Here is a 22,944-nt window from a genome sequence, read left to right on the forward strand (position 1 = left end):
TTGATCCAGATGCATTCCGGCTAAGCTAATCTTTAGTAAAACGACATCTTAGCACCGTGCTAACCGTGCCTTGCGTCTCTTCAGGCCGTCGTCCAGCGCTCTATAGTGTTTCAATTGAGCAGATGACACGCCAGGATAAATCCGTATTAAACCTACTGGTAGCCAGTAATGAATCGGTAACGGGCTAATGTTTAGCCTATATATGCAATTCTGCTAAACGCAGACATAAAAAAACCCGGCCGGAGCCGGGTTTTTTGCATTTCATCGCAGTTTACTTAAACCCATTCGGGTTCTTGCTCTGCCAGTTCCAGGTATCACGCATCATCTCGTCGATGCCGCGCGTCACGCGCCAGTCGAGTTCACGGTTGGCCAGCGAGGCGTCGGCCCAGAAGGCCGGCAGGTCGCCATCGCGACGCGGTTTGATCTCGAAAGGAATCGCTTTGCCTGACGCCTTCTCAAACGCTTTGATCATCTCCAGCACCGAGAAGCCTTTACCGCCGCCGAGGTTGAAAGCGGTATAACCTTCAACCTTGCTCAGATGGTCCAGCGCTTTCAGGTGCCCTTCCGCCAGGTCGACCACGTGGATGTAGTCACGCAGGCAGGTACCATCTGGCGTATCGTAATCACCGCCAAACACACCCAGCTTCTCCAGACGTCCAATCGCGACCTGAGCAATGTACGGCAGCAGGTTGTTCGGGATACCGGCAGGATCTTCACCGATTTCACCCGACTCATGCGCGCCGACCGGGTTGAAGTAACGTAAGGCGATCGCCTTGAACTTCGGTTCGGCTTTGGCGAAGTCACGCATCACCAGCTCGATCATCAGCTTGGAGGTGCCATAAGGACTGGTGGTGCCGCCAATCGGCGTGGTCTCAACGTACGGTACCGGCGCATCTGCACCGTATACGGTCGCGGAAGAGCTGAAGATAAAGTTCCAGACGCCCGCTTCGCGCATCTCCTCCAGCAGCACCACGGTACCCGCAACGTTGTTCTCGTAATACTCGAGCGGCATGCGGGTTGATTCACCCACCGCTTTCAGTGCAGCAAAGTGGATCACAGCAGAAATGCTGTTTGAGGCGAACAGGTCACGCAGACAGGCGCGATCGCGGATATCACCTTCAACAAAGGTCGCTTTCTTACCCGCCAGCTTCTCGACGCGGTTAATGGCTTCCCGCGAGGCATTGCACAGGTTATCCAGTACCACAACGTCATCACCGCGCTGCAACAGCGCCAGCACCGTGTGGGAGCCGATGTAACCCGCTCCACCCGTTACTAAAATAGCCATGTGAACTCCTTTCTCTCTGCCGCGGGGTGCGCGGCGAATCTGTTAGTGTTGTTTGGCGAGAATCTTCTGAATCGCTTCGCGGAAATCACGGCCCTGAGCGTTGCTGCGCAGTCCGTAAGAGACAAACGCCTGCATGTAACCCAGTTTACGACCGCAGTCGAAGCTGTGGCCGGTCAGCAGCGAGACATCTACCGTTTTATGCTTGCTCAGGCTGGCGATCGCATCGGTCAGCTGGATACGGCCCCACGCGCCTGGCTCAGTGCGCTCCAGTTCTGCCCAGATATCAGCAGAAAGCACATAGCGGCCCACGGCGGCCAGGTCAGAGTTCAGCTCAGCAGGATGCTCTGGCTTCTCAACAAAATTAGTGATGCTGCTGATGTCGCCTGGGTGATCAATCGGCTCTTCAGTGGTGATCACCGAGTACTCAGAGAGATCGGAGGTTGGCATGTGCTGCGCCAGCACCTGGCTGTGGCCGGTCTCTTCAAAACGGGCCACCATCGCCGCAAGGTTATAACGCATGTGGTCAGCGGTGGAATCATCCAGCAGCACGTCTGGCAGCACTACCACAAATGGATTGTCGCCAATCATCGGGCGGGCACACAGAATAGAGTGGCCAAGGCCCAGCGGCTGTGCCTGACGCACGTTCATGATGGTCACGCCTGGCGGGCAGATAGACTGCACTTCGCTCAGCAGCTGGCGCTTCACGCGCGCTTCAAGCAGCGCTTCCAGCTCGTAGGTGGTGTCGAAGTGGTTTTCCACCGCATTTTTAGAGGCATGGGTGACCAGCACGATCTCTTTAATGCCTGCAGCCACACACTCGTCAATGATGTACTGAATCATCGGTTTGTCGACGACAGGCAGCATCTCTTTCGGAATGGCTTTAGTCGCAGGGAGCATATGCATACCGAGACCCGCAACCGGGATTACTGCTTTAAGCTTGGTCATATTTATTCCGTTTAATAAAATGAAGATGTGGGTCGATTATGCAGGATCGGCCAGAACAGCAAGTATAATCTTTATCTGAAAATCGGACACTAACTCTCTGTCACACCATGGAAATTCGGCATTTTGCCCATTGCCAGCGACAGCAGAAACTGAATAAAGACAACCAGTAAACGTGATCGGCGTCGGCTGTTTCGGCTGTCGTTGCGCAACCGGCTGAGACCAGCGATAAATGAAAACGGGCGACCCTGAGGTCGCCCGTTACTGTCACTGCTGCTGGCTTACAGCCAGCCTTCAAACCACTCAGGCATCACGAACAGATTGAAGTGATTGACCAGCATCATTACGCCGACAAACACCGCTGAAACTGCGACCCACTGGCGGGCATACGGCATAAACCGAATGCCAATCACCGGCTTGATAAAGAACGGATGCGCCAGCGCCGAGATCAGAATCTGCGAGATGGAGAGCGTCAGCGCCACGTAGAGCACGTTCGGCCAGATAAAGGTGGTCGCCAGCACCGCCAGTACCACCAGGCTTGCCACGATGTTCCAGTAGAACTCGACATTGGTGCGCCCGTTAGCCTGCGAAATCGCCCCGGTCAGGCCACCCATCGGCCGCAGCATGCCAAACAGCAGCATCAGCGGAATCAGGTGATAGACCTGCTCATGCGCCGGTCCATACAGCACCCGGACAATCACCGGTGAGAAGATGCCAATCACCAGGTACATCGCGCTGCTGAACAGCATGATCCCCAGCGTGCCTTTGAGGAACAGTTTCTTCAGCTGTTCGGCATCGTGCTGTTTCTCGGCGAAACGCGGCAGCGCCAGGCGGTTAATCACCGGCGTGACCAGCTTCAGCGGTTGCAGCACCAGCTCTTTTGCCAGCGAGTAGACCCCCAGCATTTCAGCGCCCATTACCTTACCGACCACTAACGCATCGGCCTGGGTACGCAGCTGATTAATGGTCTGCGAGCCCAGCTGGTAGCTGCCGTAACGAATGGCACCAAAGAAGGTCGCTTTATCGAACTCCCAGGTCGGACGCCAGGACTTCTCACCCAGCGCAATCATGCACAGGATGCGGGTAAAGGCGTTGATAAACAGACCCAGAATTGCCGCGGCCACCGTCAGTGAGGTGAACTCCAGCATCGCCACCACGCAGAGAAAGGCAAACAGCTTGGTGCCCATCTCAATCTTCGCCAGCGAGACCATCCGCTTGGTTTTGATGTAGTGCGCCTGATACTGCGACAGATGTCCCAGCACCAGGAAGTTGAGGCTGGTCAGCATAATCAGTCCGACCAGTTCAGGCAGATGATAGAACCAGGCGACCGGGAAGGCGATCAGCAGCATGATCAGACCGGTACACAAACTCAGCGAGACGTTGACCCAGTAGATGGTGCTCTGCTCGCGGCGGGTGATGTTCTGGCGATGCACCAGATAGCTGCTCATCCCCATATCCTGCAACACGCCAGCCACCGCCAGAATGGCGTTGATAATCGCTAACAGCCCCAGCTCGTGGGTTTCCAGTTTGCGGGCGAGAAAACTGAGCTGCGCCACCTGCAGCACCGCAGAAAAGCAGGTGCTGCCGAACAGCCAGATCGCCTGTGACTTAAATCCACTCACGCCAGTCGCTCCAGAATCTGTGCCAGTTCGCCGTAGGCGATATGCTGATTGAATTCAGTTTCAACTTTATGGCGCGCCGCCGCGACCACCGGGGCGACGTCAACTTCACCCTGCGACAGCTTCAGCAGCGTTTCGGCCAGCGCCTCAGGATCGTCTTCTTCCACCAGCCAGCCGGAAACGTTGTTCTCAATCAGCTCCGGGATACCGCTGTGGAAAGTCGAGACCACCGGCAGACCAACCGCCATCGCTTCCATCAGCGCCACCGGGATGCCTTCCATATCGCCATCGGCCGCAGTTTTGGACGGCAGCAGGAAGATATCCGCTTCACTTAAGGCGCGGCGGATTTCGTCCTGCGGCTTGAAGCCCGGCATGCTGACGCAGTCTTCCATCCCCTCGCGGGCGATGAAATCACGCATCATCTCATCCTGATCGCCGTTACCAATAATGGTGTACTGGAACTGACCGCCCCGCTGTTTCAGGATCGCACTGGCTTTCACCGCCACATCCAGCCCTTTCTTCTCGGTCAGACGAGCCACCGAGACGATACGCAGCGGTGAGTGAAACGCCTGGCGCGGCTGGAAGTTAAACTTCTCCGGCTCAATCCCCATGCGCGTAACGTGAATTTTTTCCGGCGGACAGCCCATCTCGATCAGTTTGTTCTGCCACAAATGGCTGATCGGTAACATCAGCTCACTCTGGCGGAACAGATTAACGTAATCGAGCTTGTGCTCTTCCAGGATGTGACGACGGGAAATGTCCGCCCCATGAAACACGGTCGCCTGCTTGCCCTTCAGCACACCCAGCTCACGCAGCTTGTTCGCCAGCGCGCCGGCATAGCCGAAGTGCACCAGGAACACGTCCGCGGTAAAGGTCTGGGTAGCGTTGGCGACGATCGACGGCAGCAGCAGCTTGCTTGACTGTGCGCCATAGCGGCGCACGTTAAGCGAACGAAGCAGCGACGGCTTAGTGACCTTCGGCAGCACCAGCCGCAGACGCTGGTTCAGCTTATCGACAATCGAGACCTTCTCTTCCGGCAGCAGATAGTGCGTCTTTGCCGCCAGGCCATACTCATCAAAGGCGGCATGCCGGTTGACTAAATCACCGGGAAACACCGAAATAATCTCCACCTCGTAACCAGCATCAATAAAATGGGTCACCTGATTTAGTACGAATGTCTCAGAGGCAACCGGGAAACGCATGGTGAAAAAAGTCAGTTTCATCACATTACCCTAATACTTTGAGAATCTCTGCAGTGATCCGGTTGCCAATTTCCCTTTCATTCGCAACGGCCGTGTCGACCTTTTGCTTGATGTTGTCGTAATCGGCAAGGACCGTCTGGACCTTGTCGATCAGCGAGCCATCCATCAGGCTTTTCACATCGGTTGCCATCTGCGGCAGACCTAACTGGTTCATCACACCCATCGACTTGTGCTCGTAGTTAATCGCCACGGCCGGGGTGCCAAAGTTCATGGAAATAATCGCGGAGTGCAGGCGGGTACCGATGGTCAGATGACAATGACTCAGCAGGATGCCCAGCTCCAGATCGTTAAACTCGTCCATGATGACATGATAATGCTCAGGTTGTGCCACATGGTCACGCAGCGTCAGCGCCACCATACGGTCATCCTTAGCGTAGCTGTCGATGCCGGTACAGGTCGAGAAGGCGACCACCTGATAGCCGTCGGCGATCATCGCATTGATCACCCGGCCAAAGGCGGCTTCGTACTCTTTCTGGGTGACGCCCAGACGTTTATCAAACGGTGCCAGTTCACGCACGGTGATGGCGATGGTTTTGCGACCGCTGATAATGCCCTGCCAGTGCAGCAGGTTATGGCTTGGGTTTTCCACTTCACGCGCCCGTACCAGGAAGGCGGTATCCACCCCGGCGGCCACTTTAGAGCTGGTGACGCCATCGCGCTTCATCAGATCAAGGCTGACTGACTCACGCAGCACCAGGCTGTCGACGCGATCGAACACGAAGTTGGCCAGCGCATTAACGCGTGGGTTCTGGAACGGGCCGACGGAGTGACCAATCAGGTAAATCGGTTTTTTCGCCATCAGCGCACACAGCGCGTGATCAAACTGGGTCACACCGTACAAATCGACGAAGAACGACCCGCCAACCTGAATAATCGCATCATACTTCGCCAGGCTTTCGGTAAACGCTTTCAGATGTGGCGGCACGGCGAACGACTTGTACAGGCCGCCCTTGCCCAGATGCGCCATCATAATGTCGGGCATCAAACGGTTCGCCACTTTACGCTTAAACGAACCGACCAAACCTTTGGCTGACTTGCTATTGTGCAGAAACAGCGAATCCTGCTGAATATCCTGCTGGAGCAAATAACCGGAGCTGGTTGGATAACGGCTAATCACATCAATGTCTAAATCACTGCGAGCAGACTTCATTGAATCAATCAGTCCACGAAGAATCGCGCCATCCCCACGATTCCCACACGTATGGTTACCCACCAATAAAATTTTCATAACAACTCCGAATGAATTTTTTTAATTCTGCAAGCCGCCCAGATCCGCAACGGGCAAAATGAACTCTGTTTAAATAACTGCAATACGGGATAACGCACCCAAAGGGTCCTGCTCCTGTTAAGACCGGCCGCTTCCTTTATGGCGGCCGTCATGCATCGGTGATAACTGAATCTGTTACGACTTGATGGCGAAGTAAGGCAGCGCAACCTGTTTACCGTTGATCACCACCGAGACAAAACCTTCCGGCTTGCTGGTATCAACCTGATCGGCCGACAGCGGCCGCGACGCCATCAGCAGGTCGCCCTGCTCGTTGGCACCGACGCCGGCTTTGCCGTTGTGCAGGCTGAAACGCTGCGGTGCCCGTTTGGTGGCATCGCCGGCTGGCGGATTACCTGGCTGCATCCGGGCATTCACCCGCGCGCAGCGTCCGGTGACAAAACGGTCTTTACCGGTGGTTTTCACCAGCACCGCGGCCGCCGGGGTCCAGCCCGCCAGTTTGATAAAGATCCGTACGTCGGTGTCATGCTCAGCCACATAGCGCACGTCGACCACCGGCGAACTGCCTTCGGCAGACCAGCTCGCTTCCGAGCGCCCTTTCTTGCGCTGAACGTGGATCACCGCGCGGCCACCGGTGGTTTTGTCGCTGATCAGGTTCATCAGCGGCTGATCGCCACTGCCGTTGCTGAACTGCGCCTGACCAAAAATTTCAATCTCCCACGAATCACCCACCGTCGGTGAGTAGAGGCTGCCGAGATCGAACCAGGTTTCCTGATTGGTGTTGTTCTCTAACCGCCAGCGCGAGGTGATGTAGTTGTACTTCAGGCTGCCATCCAGCGCGACGCCGTACGACTCAACGCGGGTTGAGCCCATCTCCCAGATGCTGAGCAGACGATCGCCCTGGCTGGAGTTGTCAATCCAGCTGCCTGACTGCAGGCTGGTCTGACGCATATTGAGTCGGGTGTTGTGTGCGATCAGCGGATTCTTACAATCCTCAAGGCTCAGCGCATCGACGATCCACTGACCGTTCGAGATGTCGCCCGGGTTGTCGCAGTGCTCAATCCAGCCGTTGTGAATAATCGACTGACCGCAGCGCGGCAGGTTCAGTACTTTACCGCCACGGCAGTGCTGGGCATTGAAGTTAGATAACTCAATCGCGGTACTGTGGTCCCACTTGCCCTGCTTCTGCCCTGACCAGCCGGATTTGATCACGTCGCCGCTGCAGCGCGAGGCGTACCACTGGTCGATTTTACAATCCAGCGTGTCCTGCAGGCTGATGGCGGTGCCGCCGACAAAATTGAAACGCAGGCAGGCGCCACGGAAGTACTGACCGCCAGGACAGGTATTGTGGAAGAAGCCCTGTTTGTTCGGGTTCTTGTCACTGTTACCGTTGAAAATCAGGTTGGAAAGCTCAACCCGGCGCGCATTCATCGAGAAGATGAACTCTGACTTACCGTCAGAGACCACGGTAGTGGCCGGGAAATAGCCGAAGTTGACCATCGCGCCTGACACGCGGAAGAAGTTGAGATATTTATCGCCAAAGTCGCAGACTGAGACAAAAAAGGTCCCGGCCGGGAACTGGACGCAGATTTGCTGGTTAGCCTGCTGCGACCAGGTAAACATCGCCATGATCGCCGGCGCGGTGTCGGTTTTGCCGTCGGCGATCGCACCGAAATCAAACAGGGTTAAGCGGTTGAAATCCTCAACCACCCGACGCCAGTGGAAACCCTGGCCGGCAAAGTTAACGCCGCCATCATCCTGCGCTGGCTGGAAGCTGCCGACAAACTCGCCGCCGCCGACTTCGAAGCCGTCGTGCCAGCTTTTCAGCTTCACTTTGGCCCCTTCGAACAGCGGACGGGTTTTACGTAACTCTTCCACTGACGGGATTTCACCAATCAGCTGGTAACCGGCCGGTTGCGCCAGACGCTGGCTGAAATCAGCCGCGCCAGGACGGCTGACGTCGGTGATGTTAAACAGCATCTGGCCGTTATTGTCTTCAACCGCCATCGAGTGCGACGGATCGGCGATCAGTGCCGCATTGTCTTTAATAAACTGCGAAAAATTGCCTTTATTCAGCGCCACCGGCTGGGCGATCTGCGACACGTTGCCGCTGGCATCGCGCAGGTAGACCGGGATCTGGTTGCCCGGTTTGCTGGCGTCGGTGCCAGCTTTACCGATCCACAGTTTGCCTTCAAAGCCCTGCCAGAACTGCGGCGGCATGGCGTAAACGTTTTCCGGCGTCAGGATCGGCACATCACCTTTCGGTACATCGGTGGCATCGACCGGCTTCAGGGCGATACCGTTACTTTTAGCAGCGTAGCTGGAAAAGGTGCTCACGGAGAGAGCCCCCACCAGAGCGGAGGCGGCGGTCTGTAAAACTTCTCTTCTTTTCATGCATCAATTCCCGTAGTCAATAAGGCCGGATAATCGGCCATGGCGGTGTCCCTGAGGCACGTCGCAAGGGTGCTTTTCCAGCACCGAATTACACCAACGCCAGCCAGCTTTGCTTGATTTGATTACCGTCGAATTTCAGCGCGGTCTGTTTTGTTTTTTCGCTCATGGCATAGAACAGGGCGTCATCGCTGGCGAGTTGTTCCATCCGCGCCAGAAAGGTGCTTTTGTCATTCATCGGCACCAGGAAGCCATCTTCACCGTGATTGATGATCTCCTGCGGTCCGGTCGGGCAGTCATACGCCACCACCGGCAAAGACCAGGATTTGGCTTCCAGCAGCACCAGCGGCAGGCCTTCATAGCGTGAGGTCATCAGCGCCATGTCGCTGTCGCGGTAGTAATCGTTAATGTTGCTGACCTTGCCGACAAAGTTCACGCTGTCGGTAATGCCCAGCACCGCAGCCTGATCGTGCAACTGCTGACGCAGTTCGCCGTCACCAGCAATCACCAGCGTCCAGTCAGGATGGGAACGGGAAAAGTCGCGCCAGATATCCAGCAGCAAATCGAAGCCCTTCTGGTTATCCAGACGTCCCACGGCCAGCGCCTGACGATGACGCGTCTGGCGTTGATAACCTTTGTAGACCACCGGATTCGGGATTTGCTTGCTGGGAATGCGCCAGCGGTTGAACACCTGATGATCTTTATCGGTCAGAACAATCACGCGGTCGTAGTAGCGCAGCAGCAGAAACTTGAGGAACTTGATCGGTTTGCTGAAGGAGTTAATGGCGATATGTTCGCAGGCGTAGGCTTTGCCACGCTTTTTCTTCATCGCCAGCAGGTTCCAGAAGGCGAACATCACGCTGAGGCGACCCATGCTGATCAGGAAAACGGTGTCGAAACCCTCTTCATGAATGCGGGCCACCGCGCTCTTAATCGGGTTGCTCTGCCCTTCAAAGCTGACGATCTGTTTGACGTGCTCAAACGGATAGAAGGTTTTTCCGCTGCCTTCCAGCGAGTAAATGGTGACGTCGTGCGTTTCGCCAAGACATTCTGACATGAAGTTACAGATGTTCTCGGTGCCCGCATACGAGTAGGCATCTTTGATCACCAGGACGATTTTTTTCATGAAACGCTATCCACCTCAAATAATAAAGACAATCCTGCCGATTGGCTTAACGATGCTTCAGGGTAAACAGCACGCCATTCACCATATACCAGCCGTAATAGTAATAGATTTTTAAAGGATTGTTTTTATAGATAATTCTTAATAATTCGAGGTGCCATTTCGCCGCTTTGTTCTTATTGCGGGAAAGGGAATCACCTAATTCGTAATAATTGACCAGAATGGTCTGAATCACGCGTGCCTGCTGATAGCGGGTGAACAGTTCATACAGGAAAAGGAAGTCTTCGTGACCCTTACGCTGGAAGAAGATGCCCTCTGGCGGACGACGGAAACAGACCGACGAGAAGCAGACGCGATACTGCTTCTTAACGAAGTTCTCCTGCTGCAGATAGGGCTTGCTGTAGGTAATATCGTGCTCAGCGTTGCGGGTTTTGTAGTGATATTCGGTGATGACAAAGTTGTCACCCGCGGCGATTGCCGCCACCTGCTGCGCCAGCTTGTCAGCGTGCCATTCGTCGTCACTGTCGAGAAACGCGATGATCTCTTCGCTGGCGGCCCGCAGCCCGACGTTACGGGTTTCGGCGGCGCCCATGTTGACGGCGTTGTCCAGAATGGTAATGCGCGGGTCCTGACACTGTTCCCGCACCCAGGCGAGTGAATCGTCGGTCGACTTATCGTTGATCAGGTAAAGGTGCCAGTCGGCATAACTTTGATTGATAACCGATTGCACGGCGCGTAATACCGTCTGACGTGCGTTATACATAGGCATGACAATGCCGACGGTTCCAACGTGATTATTCATCTTTAACCCAGAATAATAAGCAAAATAGAGAGAGAGCTGCTCCTGGCATCAGGAGCAAAGAGAAGCTGGCTGCGCATCAGGAGAGCGCTTTTTCACCGCCAAAACGCGCCCGGACCTTGTCTTTGACCCGGTTCATAAAGTAAGCGCGATTGTCCTGGTTGGTGAGGAAGAAGTAGCGGGCAAAGGTCAGGCTCGCCATCAATCCCTTGCCGTCCATCTTGTAGCGCAGCGGCAGCTTAAAGGCTTTGTAGGTATGGATGTCACGCGGGGTCAGGTGCGGTTTCATTGCGTCGAGCCAGAACATCGAGTAATTCACCGACTCGCCTTTGTGTTTCGAGCCGAACTTCGTCACCAGATGGTAGTTGGCCAGCGGCGCAGCGATCATCACGAACTCATAGCCCATGCGATCGGCACGAATGCAGAAGTCGTAATCCTGATGGCGGATATAGCGGGTATCGAACTGAATTTTTGCCGCATCTTCGCGCTTCAGCACGATGGTACTGGTCTGGATAAAGCCGTAGCAACCGAACAGGTACTCTGCCACGGTTTCATTTTTACCCGGTGGCTGCATCGGCATCACTTTCAGAAAAGCGCCATCCTGATAGATGTTCACCTGGCTGAAAATCACCACGTTCTGCTTGCCCTGGGCCTCCAGCTGAGCAATTTTTTCGCTCACCTGACGCAGCTTATCGGCGTGCCACTCATCATCGGCGTCGAGGAAACTGACGTAATCGCCGGTTGCCAGCTCAATACCTTTGTTGCGCGCGCCTGCGCCGTTGAGTTTAACCTCGGAGAGCACCAGGTTAATGTTCAGGTCCTGATAGCGCTCGCTGCGCACCACTTCAGCCAGAGCGGCCGCATCGGCGGACTTATCATCAACGATGATCACTTCAAAATTGCGATACGTCTGCGCTTTAACGCAATCCAGCGTCGTCACAATCGATTCTGACGCATTATAAGCAGGAATTACGATGGAGAAGCGAATGTCCTTCATTGCCAGCACCTCATTAAAAACAGTTCCAATTTCAAAGATATAACGTTTGGACGTAGCAGGGTAACCGGTGATGTCCTAATTTGTCGGCGAGGTTTCGATCGCCACTTTTTTCTTATTGCTGCTGCCGATGAACGGTTTTTCCACATACAGATAAGTCAGCTTCGCCACGTAAAACGACACCACAAAAAACAGCGTGGAAAGCGCGGTATAAAGAACAAAATCGTGCTGCAGCGAAGGCAGCGGCAGCTGCTTGATAAAATAGAGCACCACGCCGTGCATCAGATAGAGGCTATAACTCACTTCGCCAACCGACATCAGGGTCTTATTTTCCAGCAGGCCAAAAAGCGCATTGCCGCTGCTGACGATGAAAAACACCAGCGCCAGGCAGCAGAGAAAGATCAGGTAGAAGAACTCGCTGCTGGTAAAGAACAGCGCCACCACGGCGAGCACAATCGCCAGTCCCGCAGCCCGAGCTGAGTTGCGGCCCGCTACCCAGCGGTCGCGGTACTGCCAGGCCAGATAGCCCATCGCGAACCCGAGCACCGGACGGGGATCGGTATAGGCGGTGCCCCACAGCCGCAGCGCCACCGCAATCACAAAGATCACCCCAATCGACCCGAGGATCAGCAGCGTTTTGTAGCGGCCGCCGGTCACGCGATTAAGCAGGTAATTCAGCGGAATCGACAGATAGAGCAGCCATTCCAGCCGCAGCGTCCATTCGACGCCAGAGTTAACATTGGCGGTCATAAACGACCCGATGTGGTAATTGCCGACAAACAGCAGCCACAGCATCGCCTGCTTCAGCGACGTCAGGTCCGGCACCAGGTCGCCCTGTAACCAGCCAATCGTCATCACTACCAGTCCCGAAAACCAGAACATCGGCACGATGCGGCGCAGGCGCGATTTCATCAGTTTGTGGGTCAGCTCGCCGGGCGTCAGACCGTCGTTATCCAGCCAGCGGTAAAACAAAAAGGCGGAGATCATAAAAAACAGCGCCACGCCAAACTTGCCGCTGTTGACAAAAAAGTTGCCCTGCGAAATCAGGGAAAAATAGTCTTTATCAAATATCCAGTCATGATCGCGTGCGTAGACATAATGCGCGAAGTGCGAAAAAGCCACGATGCTGGCCAGCAGCGCACGCAATCCGGAGATGCTTTTAATCCCGCTTTCGTTGTAAATGCCACGATGGAAAGAGAATGCGCGCAATACCAGCAGCGCCAGTCCCAGTGAAAGCACCATCATCAGTACGTACATTCCGCCCTGCTCCTGAAGTCCATAAAATCATTAAGTTAGCTGGTGGTTTTAAACACGCTGTCAAATTGCTGGCTTAGCAGCTCAAAAGTTTGTTCAGCTTTCTTTTTATAAAGTGTTTTGGTCGGGTGAATACAGTCGGCAGACATTTCGCTGCGCCAGTCATCCTGCTGCTTAATCAGCTGATACTGACGAACAATCGGCACCTGCTGCTGCTGCGCCACCTGGTTCAGCTGCCAGACGTAAGGCCAGACGTTCCAGCGCTCGGCCCGTCCACACAGCGGATTCGGCTGTTGCAGCACCACCTGCTTGTGATGCGCTCGGGCGGTTTTAATCAGGCTGGTCAGGGTACGATTAAAATCCTCAGGACTTTCTGCCCCGGCCGGCCGGTTTTTCGCCGAGTAGATGCGCGCATCGTTAATGGCGTAATTGATCAGGATGATACGCGCATCGGACTGCGCCATGCGCTGCTCCCAGCTGACCGGCGACCTGATCAGCTCAGTGAGCTGGGCACCGGGCGAGCCGTGATTCTCGATGCGCACCGCCGGACCATATTTCTGCTGCAACATCTGCTGCAGGTAGCTGATTTCGTTCTCTTTGCTGATGATATTGCGGCCGCCTGACGAGGTCACACCGGCGGTGGTGGAATCGCCATAGGCCGCGATAACAATCGTGGCCGGCGCGCTCGCCGCCTGTACCAGCAGCGGCGAAGCGATCAGCAACAGCGGCAGACAGCGTTTCATCGTCAGCCCCCGTTTCATCAGTGAACCAGTTTAAATTCACGTGCCACCTCGTACCCCACCACAGCCTGTTTCAGGGAGATGGTGTTGTAGTAGAGGTAGTACATCTGGAAGAAGACAAACATGGCAAACATCGCCGGCTTCCAGACCCGTTTCGACTGGTAGATCAACAGCGTCAGAATGATCGGCTCCACCTGCAGCAGGTAGTTCGACAGACGCGCGCCGGAGGAGTAGTTGTAGAAGAAGATCCTGATGCCGCCGCCGATGGCAAAGGTGATGATCAACAGGTAGTTCATCCGCCAGGCATCGTAGTTATCGCGCTTGAGCTGGTTGCTCAGCATGAAATAAACAAAGATGAACACCAGCGCGACGTTTTTCAGGTTGGAGACCGAGAAAACGCTACCGGTGGTGGCCGCGGACGAGTTGTCGTTGTTGTAGTTGGCTGCCCTCTCCCCGAGTGCCCCGAGGTGACCGGCGATGATCGAGACGAAGCCCATCCCCCCGACTTTAGAGGCCGGAATACTCAGCACGATAATCACAATCGGCCACCAGCGGCGTTCACGCATGAACAGGAACGGGATCAGCGTCACCACCATCACGGCGGTGTTGTGACTAAGGAATGACAGCACAAAGAAGCCGGTCGCCAGCCAGTAGCGCTTCAGGTAGAGCGCCCAGATCACCCCAAGGAACAGGGCCGAGCTGAGACCAAAGCGAATCTGGTTCATATCTTTGTTAATGAAGATATGCGCCGAGTAGAGCGCCAGCGCCATCACCGGATACGGCGACATCTTTTTAAAGAAGATCGCGTTGGTGCCCACCGCCAGGATCGAAAAAACGAACAGGAAGGTGCTGGCGTTATGGGAAATCAGGCTGGTCAGGGTGGCGATAGCAAAAATCAGCGGCTCGTAGCGGAAGAACGCCACGGTATTGAAGAAGCCGTTAACCTGAATACGCCGGATAAAATCTTCAAAGAAGTTGCGGTATTGGTAGTCATCCATCCCGGTGCCGAGACCGCGTATGCCGCCGAACACAATCAGCGTTACGGTCGCGATGCAGAGCAGATACGTCAGAAGATGGTTGGTTCGTTCGTCTTTTTTCAGCAGGAGTTCAACCAGCGAAATCACCAGTAAAAACCCTGATACATACCAATATGGAGCCATGGTGTGATTCCTTAATTCCACAAGTTCTCATGCCAACAGTCGGCGACGCTGATTGCCTTCCCGGCTGACGTCTCAGCGTGCCCGGCGCGCCGGCCCTTCAGGGCGTGCGACAGGCTGATGCCATGCTGGTGATGAATTCTGTTGAGTGACGCTCGCCATGCGATTTATACCTTCATCGCTTTTGTTGGTTATATACAGAATCACCTGTGTAAATTGATGCGTGTCGTCATTCAAAGGTGCGATAAAAAGGGGCGGTCAGACCGCCCCTGCAACTCAGTGATTAGCTTTTGGTTGGTTTACCGTATTCGTAATCGTAATAGTCATAACCATAGCCATACGCATTAGCTGCTTTACGCACCACGGCGTTGAGGATCACACCTTTAATCTCAATACCGTTCTGGGCAAAGCGTTTGAAGCTGACATCCACTTCTTTGGTGGTGTTGGTTTCGAAACGCGCCACCATCAGCGAGGTGCCGGCCAGCTTACCGATAATTGACGCATCGGTAACCGCCAGAATCGGTGGCGTATCGATTAACACCAGGTCGTAGTTCTTGCTCGCCCAATCCAGCAGCTCACCCATACGACGATGCATCAGCAGTTCAGACGGGTTCGGCGGAACCTGGCCACGAGGCAGGAAGTCGAAACCGTAAACGCCCTGCTGAATCAGCGCCGGGCTGAACTCAGTTTTACCGGACAGCACGTTGGAGAGACCCGATTTGTTTTCCGCGCCCAGCAGTTCGTGGGTATAACCACGACGCATGTCGCCATCGATAAACAGCACGCGCTGACCCGCTTTCGACACCAGAGTCGCCAGGTTGGCACAGATAAAGGTTTTACCAATACCCGGGCTGGCACCGGTGATCATCAGGATGTTGTTTTTGGCTTCCATCATCGCGAAGTGCAGGCTGGTACGCAGGCTACGAATCGCTTCGATGGAGAGGTCAGTCGGGTTACCCAGCGCCAGCAGCGTTTCGTGCGGATCGGTTTTCACCTTGTTACCGCGACGCGCCAGGGCTTCGGTGTCCTTCTTACGCTGCCACTCTGACAGAGGAACGCTGGCGTAGACATTCATGCCCAGCTCTTCCAGCTGATCCGGGTTTTCAATGCCGTGATGCAGCAGCGCTTTCAGCAGTACCAGGCCGACCGACACGAACAGACCTAACAGCAGGCTGGCGGCGATAATCAGCAGTTTCTTCGGTGCTACCGGCGAGTTAGCGGTTTCGGCGCCATCGATGATGCGAACATCACCTACGGTGCTGGCTTTGCTAATGCCCAGCTCTTGCTGACGGTTCAGCAGCTGCATGTAGATCTCCTGACCGGACTGCACGTCACGGGTCAGACGCAGGATTTCCTGCTGAGTCTGTGGCATACCAGAGATTTTCTTGTTCAGCTGTGCCTGCTCACCTTCCAGCGTTTTGCGTTTTTCCAGCAGCGCGCGGTAAGTCGGGTGATCTTTGGTAAACAGCTGAGACACTTCGGCTTCACGGAACGTCAGTTCGTTCAGCTGGCTCTGCACGCTGACCGAAGAGTCGAGTGCTGATTTCGCTTCCAGTGACAGGTCAACCGATTCGTTCTGACGACGGAAGGTGTTCAGCTTGTCTTCCGCTTCATCCAGTTTGGCGCGAACCTGCGGCAACTGGGTGCGTAAGAACTCCAGGCTCTTCTCCGCCTGCTCAGACTTGCGCTCAACGTTCTGCAACAGATAGTTGTTGACGATCTGGTTCAGCACTTTGCTGATCTGCTCTGGATCTTCACCCAGATATTCCAGGCCCAGCACGCCAGTGTCTTTACCTTTGTCAGCAACGGTCAGGTTAGACAGGACCGAACGGATCGCCTGCAGGTTGTTCAGCTTGGTCACGGTGAAGCTGGTGCCTTCATCGGCGTGAATCTCGCTCACCAGCATGGTGATGTCGCCGTGCGACTCCAGCTGACCCACTTTACCTTTGAACAGCTCATCGCCATCTTTCGACACGGTGTAGCTGTCCGGACCGGTTACTTCCAGTTCAACGTTACGCTTGTCGATAGTGCGTGGGATTTCCAGCCGCGAAATCGCGATGTTTGACGGCTTGTTGCCCATCAGGCGTGACAGACCTTTACCGATTACCGGGAAGTAGTTCTGCTCAACCACGGTATCCAGACCCAGATCGTCAACGGTTTTGCCGATCACCATGCGCGATTCAAGAATCTCGATTTCAGTATCTGAAGCAGGTGTCGGTGGCAGAATGCTGTCCAGTTCGTTCAGAACGGTGCTGGCATTCTTCTGCTCAACCTGGACTAAGGCATCGGCGCTATAAATCGGTGTCGCAAACAGTGTGTAGAGCGTGCCCGCCAGCATAAAGAAAGCGGTAACGGCAACAATGATCCAGCGATGATCAATAAGCTGTCCCACAAGATGCGCCAGATCCCATCCATTCGAATCCTCTCCCGGCGCGGTTCTAACCTTGTTTTTTATATTCATGGATAATCCCAACTATCGGCTTAATACGTTGACCCATTTCTGGGTAGCGTTTTCCAGTAACCCGTAAACCTCTTCAAAGGCCTCACGGCTTTTTCTGTACGGATCCGCAATTTCTTTCTGATTGAGCCAGTGCCCAAGCAGCATGGTTTTGCCACGCGCGGCCGGGTCAATGCGGTTCACCTGTTCAATCTGACGCTTCTCCATCACCAGAATCAGGTCAACGTTGCGGCACATTTCTGCCGTCAGCTGTTGTGCCTGATGTCCTTCCAGCGACAGGCCATGTGCGGCCGCTACGTCGCTGGCGGTCTGATCGGCCGGACGCCCTACCAGGGCACCCAGACCGGCAGAACTGACCCGGATATTGGGAAGCGCGCGTTTAAACAAGCGCTCTCCGGTTGGAGAGCGGCAGATGTTGCCGACGCAAACGACTAACACGGACGTAATCATGGTGAAACCTTAGTTTGACCAGTTGCGGATACGCAGTGCGCTCTCGCTCACATCGTTGATACCCGCAATGGTTGGCAGTAATTGCGAGATCACACGGTTCCAGCGCGTAAGCGGCGTGGAGGTGACATAGACGATGTCGTACGGTTCCAGTTGGAATTCAGTACCCATGACCATTGATGCCGCATCTTTGGTATTCAACTGATAGATGTTGGCAATCTTGTTGCGATCGGTGCCGCGCAGTGGACGGATAACGAACACGCCGGTGGCGTCAGAGGTGGTTTGATCCATCCCGGCCGCATTGCCCAGCGCTTCAGCCAGCGTCATGCCGCTGCGATCCATTTTCAGGGTCGCCTGCTGCTTCACTTCGCCCATCACAAACACTTTCAGATCGTCATTACGCGGAACGTAAAGGATATCGCCTGGATAGAGCAGATGGTTCTGGCTCAGATCGCCGTTCTGCATCAGAGCCTGCAGTGAGACGCGCTGTTCGCGACCGTTGTGCGTCAGCACCACGTTGCGCCAGTCTGCATCCGCTGCCAGACCGCCTGCGGCGTTGATGGCATCCAGAATCGTCAACGGTACGTTGGTAATCGGCTGCTGACCTGAAGTGGTCACCGAACCGGTCACGTAGGTCTTCTGCGATTTGAACGAGGCGATGCTGACATCCACCTGCGGGCTTTCGATGTACTGCGCCAGGCGACGGGCGATTTCGTTACGCACTTCACCTACGGTACGGCCAGCTACGCGGACTTTACCAATGTATGGGTAGAAAATCGTACCATCGGAATGTACCCAGTTACCGGTGTCGCTGGCGCTACGGTACTGACCGGCCGGCGTGGTTAACTCAGGGTGATCCCAGACGGTCACGGTCAGCACGTCGCCGATGCCGATACGGTATTCATAGTTCTGAATTTCGTTCTGCAGAGAAGGGTTCGCCTGAGCCACCAGAGGCTTAGGACGCATTTTCTCTACCAGCGTTGGGGTTAACGGAAAGACGTTGACGTACTTATCGATGTCAAAGTTGCTGTCCTGCTGCTCGATGACATCTTTTCCCGATGTGGAAAGGCGCTGACCTGGTTCGATCGTACACCCGCTAAGAAAAGTGGCAGATACCAGCAAGGGTATCAATTTCATTTTGATTGTAATCATTTAGATCTTCGCTATCAGTTATTGATTGATAGAGGCGAATACGCCGCTGTGTAAGCGTCCAACAAAAAGTAAAACTAACTTAATTAAGCACTGAACCTGTCGTTCATTATCCTTTGCTCCAATTGTTATAAGTAGTAACCATCCATCAGGGCGGAATAACAGTAGCAGAGGATTACGCAACGGTAATGACAATCTACTTTCTCCCTGACGATGGCCGCTAACAACGACACGCCTGACAACGGCACCGAACCACGAGAGCGCGCGGTTAACGCGCTCTTATCGCCTCACAATCAATACGCACCGTCTCGCTTCAACACCACACCGACTGTTTTAAACAGAATGGCGATGTCATTCCACAGTGACCAGTTTTTCACGTACCACGAGTCGAAATAGACGCGGGTTTCGTAGTCAACATCATTACGACCGCTGACCTGCCACAATCCCGTCATGCCTGGCTTTGCCATCAGGTAATAATCAACATCACCGGCATAACGACAGAGTTCATCTTCAATAACCGGACGGGGACCGACCAGGCTCATGTCGCCGCGCACCACGTTCCACAGCTGCGGCAACTCATCAAGGCTGGTTTTACGGATAAAATGGCCCACTTTGGTGATGCGCGGATCATTTTTCAGTTTGAAATCTTTGTCCCACTCCGCGCGCGCCACCGGGTCGGTACGCAGCACTTCTTCCAGCACTTCTTTAGAATTAATCACCATCGAGCGGAACTTCAGGCATTTGAATTTACGGCCATTCATGCCAACACGCTCGTGTCCATAAATCGGTGGTCCACCGTCACGGCCGACCAGGAAACCCAGCACCAGCAGCGCCGGCATCAGCATCAGAATAATCGACAGGGCACCGACGATATCAAAGGCGCGCTTCAGGAAACGCGAGGTGCGTTTCGCCAGATTGTTCTGTACGCGTAAAATCATCACTTCGTGGCTGAAGATATACGCCATATCGGTGCCATACAACGGCACGCCGCGTAATGTCGGGATGACCGATACCGAACGACAATTGTGCATCGCCAGCGATTTCAGCCATTTATCACGGTACTGGCTCTGCTCGAACTCTACCGCCACGATAAACTGGGTTTCGCTGTTGGTCAGGCTCCACAGCTCCTGCTCATCACGCAACACCGGTACGCCGTCGAGAATGCTCTGCGGACAGGTGCCATCCACGTCGTAGAAGGCGATAACGTCAAAACCCATCACCTCTTCGCTCTGCAGAGCCTGCCAGGCTTCGTGGGCATTTTTGCTGCTGCCGATAATAATGGTTTGCTTTTTCCACATCCCGTAATGGTTAAGCACCCGCTTAGAAAGCGCGCGGCAGGTCGGGATGAAAATAAGCGCCAGTACCCAGGTCAGTAACCAGACAAAACGCGACATCTGCCACTGCGACAATGCGGTAATCGACAGATCAATAACCGAGAATATAAGAATGGTACGAAAAATTTCTTTTAATTCGAACCAGAAAGGTTTGCGGTATGTATAGTGGCGCAGCCTTACCCAGAACCAGCCAATACAAATTACTGACAGGCAGATGTGGGTGGCAATTTTTAAATTCATTTCTTTTTCAGAAATATCTGCCAGTGGCGAATCAGACTGCATATTAATTAGCATCATCGCCACAAAGAACGCTGCGTTGAAACAAATTAAGTCTGAGCAAGCCAGCATTAATTTGGTGATAAGACTTTTAAACGTAAATTCTGTATCGCGCATATTTAACTCTTTATTTTATTTCCTTAAACCCGCCACGTCTCTCACCTGTATATTTATTGAGCGGTATAAATTCTCAGGGCTGAGCCGTTTCTGAGGGGAGCTCCTGCGGCCTTTACGCCAACGATCTTAACCATAAAACCAGCATTATTGTGATTAATTCCAACAGATTACTCTGACTTTAATCGACCTTAACGGCGCTCATTTAATAAACGATAAACGCGATTCAGGCACGCTACCGCCCTTGGCTGTCGCTGCCAATACCGCTGTCATCATTCATATTGCTCTGCACGGGGCGTCGTATTGACGCTTAATGCATCAGTTATCGGACGAGATCACAATTCACAACATTTGACGTCGATGGGTCACGCGAATTACGACATGGGCGCAGACTTTTGCAAACTCGTTGCTATACTAGTTATTACTGGCTTGTTTACAAGTAGGCCCCGCCATCCCTGGACTATTTTAGGAAAAAGACTACCAGCCATTAGTATTGACGCCACAGCAGCAGTGCAATCCTTTCTTCATAATTCAGATTAATGCCATGTCGCCATTAGGATAAATCGCATAAGCAATACAGCGGGATATCCCTGCATTTGAAAATATTACCCGTCATCTGTGCTGCTAACTCAGTGTGGATTTAATCAGATCATCTTCAACGCAGAGACAAAATTATTGCGGCTAAATTGCTGCCAGCGGTTGCTCACCGCCGGTTCCGGCATTTGTACCGGGCGTCACACTCCACTATCATCAGACAAAATTCAATTAAAGACATTCAGGTGAATAACGCATGCTGGAGGTTATTGCAGATCCGTCGCTGTGGGCAGGATTAGTCACGCTAATCGTTCTTGAACTGGTTTTGGGCATCGATAACCTGGTGTTCATCGCCATTCTGGTTGAGAAGCTGCCTGCGACGTTGCGCGACCGTGCCAGGGTGATTGGCCTGCTGCTGGCGCTGGTCTGCCGTTTACTGCTACTGGCCTCGCTCTCCTGGCTGGTTACGCTGACCCAACCGTGGGTGACGCTGGCCGGTCACGCGTTTAGCGCGCGCGATCTGTTACTGCTGTCAGGCGGGATTTTCCTGCTGTTTAAAGCCACAACGGAGTTAAATTCGCGCCTAGAAGGCCATGATGATGACGCCGGTCAACAAAAAGGCGGCGCTAAATTCTGGCCAGTGATAGCGCAAATCGTGGTTCTGGACGCCATTTTCTCGCTCGATGCGGTGATTACGGCAGTCGGAATGGTGAATGATTTACCGGTGATGATGATTGCGGTGACCATCGCCATCCTGCTGATGCTGCTGGCCAGCAAACCCCTGACCCGCTTTGTCAACAGTCACCCGACCATTGTCATCCTCTGCTTAAGCTTTTTACTGATGATCGGCTTCAGCCTGGTGGCGGAAGGCTTTGGCTTTGCGATTCCGAAAGGCTACCTCTATGCCGCCATCGGCTTCTCGGTGCTGATTGAGGCGCTGAATCAACTGGCGCAGTTTAACCGTCGTCGGGTGCTCTCGGCTGGCCGGCCGTTACGTCAGCGCACTGCCGAAGCGGTACTGCGACTGCTGCGCGGCGAGGCGGAACCGGCCGAGCTGGATGTCAAAACCTCCTCACTGATTGCCGACAGTGACGCCACGATGCTGTTCAACCGCCAGGAACGGGTGATGATTGCCCGGGTGCTGGGACTGGGACAGCGCCACGTTAACAGCATTATGACTTCGCGCCACGACGTTGAGCATATCGACCTGAGCGACGATCCGGCTGAGATCATGGCGCGCCTTGACCGTAATCAGCATACCCGGATTCTGGTTACCGACCACTCCAGCGAACCGCTCGGCGTGGTTCACGTTATCGATCTGCTGCATCAGTCGCTGCATAACAACTCCCTCGATTTGCGGGCGCTGATTCGCCAGCCGCTGGTGTTTCCTGAACGCCTGACGCTGCTTCAGGCGCTGGAGCAGTTTCGCCAGGCGCATACCCATTTTGCCTTTGTGGTGGATGAGTTTGGATCGGTTGAGGGGGTGGTCACCCTGAGCGACGTGATGGAGACCATTGCCGGTAATCTGCCGAATGAGGCGGGCGAAACCGACGCGCGCTACGATATTCAGGTTCAGGGCGAAAACCACTGGATCGTCAACGGCCATATGCCGCTGGATGACCTGGCGCTGTATGTGAAATTACCGCTGGAAGCACAGCGGGATTACCATACGCTGGCTGGCTTACTGATGGACCGGCTGCAACATATTCCGCAGGAAGGGGAAGAGGTGCAGCTGGGTGACTATCTGTTGCGGACGCTGCAGGTAGAAAATCACCGGGTGCAGAAAGTCGAAATTCTGCAACAGCCGGCGATGGACTATCAGGTCTGAGGCGCTGCGCCGG

17 protein-coding genes are annotated in these 22,944 nt (G+C 54.2%); 1 reads left to right on the forward strand and 16 read right to left on the reverse strand.

Annotated features, from left to right (window positions below):
• Positions 1-271: 271 nt before the first annotated feature.
• The 16 genes from galE to wbaP form a co-directional block, all read right to left on the reverse strand.
• Positions 272-1,285, reverse strand: a complete 1,014-nt coding sequence (gene galE / locus FHW04_RS17105; RefSeq protein WP_031375338.1) for a UDP-glucose 4-epimerase GalE — start codon at positions 1,283-1,285, stop codon at positions 272-274.
• A gap of 42 nt (positions 1,286-1,327) precedes the next feature.
• On the reverse strand, positions 1,328-2,230 hold the full coding sequence (gene galF / locus FHW04_RS17110; protein ID WP_031375337.1) for a UTP--glucose-1-phosphate uridylyltransferase GalF: 903 nt from the start codon (positions 2,228-2,230) through the stop codon (positions 1,328-1,330).
• Positions 2,231-2,508: 278 nt separating this feature from the next.
• Positions 2,509-3,849 (reverse strand): lipopolysaccharide biosynthesis protein, encoded by a 1,341-nt coding sequence (locus FHW04_RS17115; protein ID WP_031375336.1) that lies wholly within the window; start codon positions 3,847-3,849, stop codon positions 2,509-2,511.
• Positions 3,846-5,069: a glycosyltransferase gene (locus FHW04_RS17120; RefSeq protein ID WP_069729013.1), complete on the reverse strand. Its 1,224-nt coding sequence runs from the start codon at positions 5,067-5,069 to the stop codon at positions 3,846-3,848. Before FHW04_RS17120 ends, FHW04_RS17115 begins: the two co-directional genes overlap by 4 nt.
• A 4-nt stretch (positions 5,070-5,073) precedes the next feature.
• Positions 5,074-6,336 (reverse strand): colanic acid biosynthesis pyruvyl transferase WcaK, encoded by a 1,263-nt coding sequence (wcaK, locus tag FHW04_RS17125; protein ID WP_031375334.1) that lies wholly within the window; start codon positions 6,334-6,336, stop codon positions 5,074-5,076.
• Positions 6,337-6,510: 174 nt separating this feature from the next.
• A complete protein-coding gene (locus FHW04_RS17130; RefSeq protein WP_031375333.1) occupies positions 6,511-8,727 on the reverse strand; it encodes a phage tailspike protein in 2,217 nt (738 codons plus the stop codon).
• Between the two features lie 88 nt (positions 8,728-8,815).
• A complete protein-coding gene (locus tag FHW04_RS17135) occupies positions 8,816-9,850 on the reverse strand; it encodes a glycosyltransferase (protein ID WP_069728959.1) in 1,035 nt (344 codons plus the stop codon).
• A gap of 46 nt (positions 9,851-9,896) precedes the next feature.
• Positions 9,897-10,649, reverse strand: a complete 753-nt coding sequence (locus FHW04_RS17140; RefSeq protein WP_089561739.1) for a glycosyltransferase family 2 protein — start codon at positions 10,647-10,649, stop codon at positions 9,897-9,899.
• Positions 10,650-10,725: 76 nt separating this feature from the next.
• Complete coding sequence (locus tag FHW04_RS17145; protein WP_031375330.1) at positions 10,726-11,643, reverse strand: glycosyltransferase family 2 protein; 918 nt, start codon at positions 11,641-11,643, stop codon at positions 10,726-10,728.
• A gap of 75 nt (positions 11,644-11,718) precedes the next feature.
• Complete coding sequence (locus FHW04_RS17150; RefSeq protein ID WP_046288214.1) at positions 11,719-12,897, reverse strand: acyltransferase family protein; 1,179 nt, start codon at positions 12,895-12,897, stop codon at positions 11,719-11,721.
• A gap of 35 nt (positions 12,898-12,932) precedes the next feature.
• Positions 12,933-13,637 carry an SGNH/GDSL hydrolase family protein gene (locus FHW04_RS17155; protein WP_089561770.1) on the reverse strand — a complete coding sequence of 235 codons (705 nt, stop codon included), beginning with the start codon at positions 13,635-13,637 and terminating at the stop codon, positions 12,933-12,935.
• A 17-nt stretch (positions 13,638-13,654) separates the two neighbouring features.
• The gene (locus tag FHW04_RS17160; RefSeq protein ID WP_031375328.1) at positions 13,655-14,794 is read right to left on the reverse strand and encodes an EpsG family protein; all 1,140 of its coding nucleotides are present in this window, start codon (positions 14,792-14,794) and stop codon (positions 13,655-13,657) included.
• Between the two features lie 280 nt (positions 14,795-15,074).
• A complete protein-coding gene (wzc, locus tag FHW04_RS17165) occupies positions 15,075-17,252 on the reverse strand; it encodes a tyrosine-protein kinase Wzc (protein WP_046288213.1) in 2,178 nt (725 codons plus the stop codon).
• A gap of 12 nt (positions 17,253-17,264) precedes the next feature.
• Positions 17,265-17,699, reverse strand: coding sequence for a protein-tyrosine-phosphatase (locus FHW04_RS17170; RefSeq protein WP_046288212.1), 435 nt, complete (start codon positions 17,697-17,699; stop codon positions 17,265-17,267).
• A gap of 9 nt (positions 17,700-17,708) precedes the next feature.
• The gene (locus tag FHW04_RS17175) at positions 17,709-18,848 is read right to left on the reverse strand and encodes a polysaccharide export protein (RefSeq protein WP_031375327.1); all 1,140 of its coding nucleotides are present in this window, start codon (positions 18,846-18,848) and stop codon (positions 17,709-17,711) included.
• Positions 18,849-19,138: 290 nt separating this feature from the next.
• Complete coding sequence (gene wbaP / locus FHW04_RS17180; protein WP_031375326.1) at positions 19,139-20,572, reverse strand: undecaprenyl-phosphate galactose phosphotransferase WbaP; 1,434 nt, start codon at positions 20,570-20,572, stop codon at positions 19,139-19,141.
• A gap of 787 nt (positions 20,573-21,359) precedes the next feature.
• Here wbaP and FHW04_RS17185 point away from each other — a divergent pair.
• Complete coding sequence (locus FHW04_RS17185; RefSeq protein ID WP_089561738.1) at positions 21,360-22,931, forward strand: TerC family protein; 1,572 nt, start codon at positions 21,360-21,362, stop codon at positions 22,929-22,931.
• The last annotated feature ends 13 nt before the right edge of the window (positions 22,932-22,944 follow it).

Origin of the sequence: Pantoea sp. AN62 (assembly GCF_050432985.1) — a bacterium.
GTDB lineage: Bacteria > Pseudomonadota > Gammaproteobacteria > Enterobacterales > Enterobacteriaceae > Pantoea > Pantoea brenneri.

Bases quoted from the DNA above. Each gene is read 5' to 3' on its own strand.
- galE (WP_031375338.1), bottom strand. From the start codon at position 1,285: ATGGCTATTTTAGTAACGGGTGGAGCGGGTTACATCGGCTCCCACACG.
- galF (WP_031375337.1), bottom strand. From the start codon at position 2,230: ATGACCAAGCTTAAAGCAGTAATCCCGGTTGCGGGTCTCGGTATGCAT.
- FHW04_RS17120 (WP_069729013.1), bottom strand. From the start codon at position 5,069: ATGAAACTGACTTTTTTCACCATGCGTTTCCCGGTTGCCTCTGAGACA.
- wcaK (WP_031375334.1), bottom strand. From the start codon at position 6,336: ATGAAAATTTTATTGGTGGGTAACCATACGTGTGGGAATCGTGGGGAT.
- FHW04_RS17130 (WP_031375333.1), bottom strand. From the start codon at position 8,727: ATGAAAAGAAGAGAAGTTTTACAGACCGCCGCCTCCGCTCTGGTGGGG.
- FHW04_RS17135 (WP_069728959.1), bottom strand. From the start codon at position 9,850: ATGAAAAAAATCGTCCTGGTGATCAAAGATGCCTACTCGTATGCGGGC.
- FHW04_RS17140 (WP_089561739.1), bottom strand. From the start codon at position 10,649: ATGAATAATCACGTTGGAACCGTCGGCATTGTCATGCCTATGTATAAC.
- FHW04_RS17145 (WP_031375330.1), bottom strand. From the start codon at position 11,643: ATGAAGGACATTCGCTTCTCCATCGTAATTCCTGCTTATAATGCGTCA.
- FHW04_RS17150 (WP_046288214.1), bottom strand. From the start codon at position 12,897: ATGTACGTACTGATGATGGTGCTTTCACTGGGACTGGCGCTGCTGGTA.
- FHW04_RS17155 (WP_089561770.1), bottom strand. From the start codon at position 13,637: ATGAAACGCTGTCTGCCGCTGTTGCTGATCGCTTCGCCGCTGCTGGTA.
- FHW04_RS17160 (WP_031375328.1), bottom strand. From the start codon at position 14,794: ATGGCTCCATATTGGTATGTATCAGGGTTTTTACTGGTGATTTCGCTG.
- wzc (WP_046288213.1), bottom strand. From the start codon at position 17,252: ATGAATATAAAAAACAAGGTTAGAACCGCGCCGGGAGAGGATTCGAAT.
- FHW04_RS17170 (WP_046288212.1), bottom strand. From the start codon at position 17,699: ATGATTACGTCCGTGTTAGTCGTTTGCGTCGGCAACATCTGCCGCTCT.
- FHW04_RS17175 (WP_031375327.1), bottom strand. From the start codon at position 18,848: ATGATTACAATCAAAATGAAATTGATACCCTTGCTGGTATCTGCCACT.
- wbaP (WP_031375326.1), bottom strand. From the start codon at position 20,572: ATGCGCGATACAGAATTTACGTTTAAAAGTCTTATCACCAAATTAATG.
- FHW04_RS17185 (WP_089561738.1), top strand. From the start codon at position 21,360: ATGCTGGAGGTTATTGCAGATCCGTCGCTGTGGGCAGGATTAGTCACG.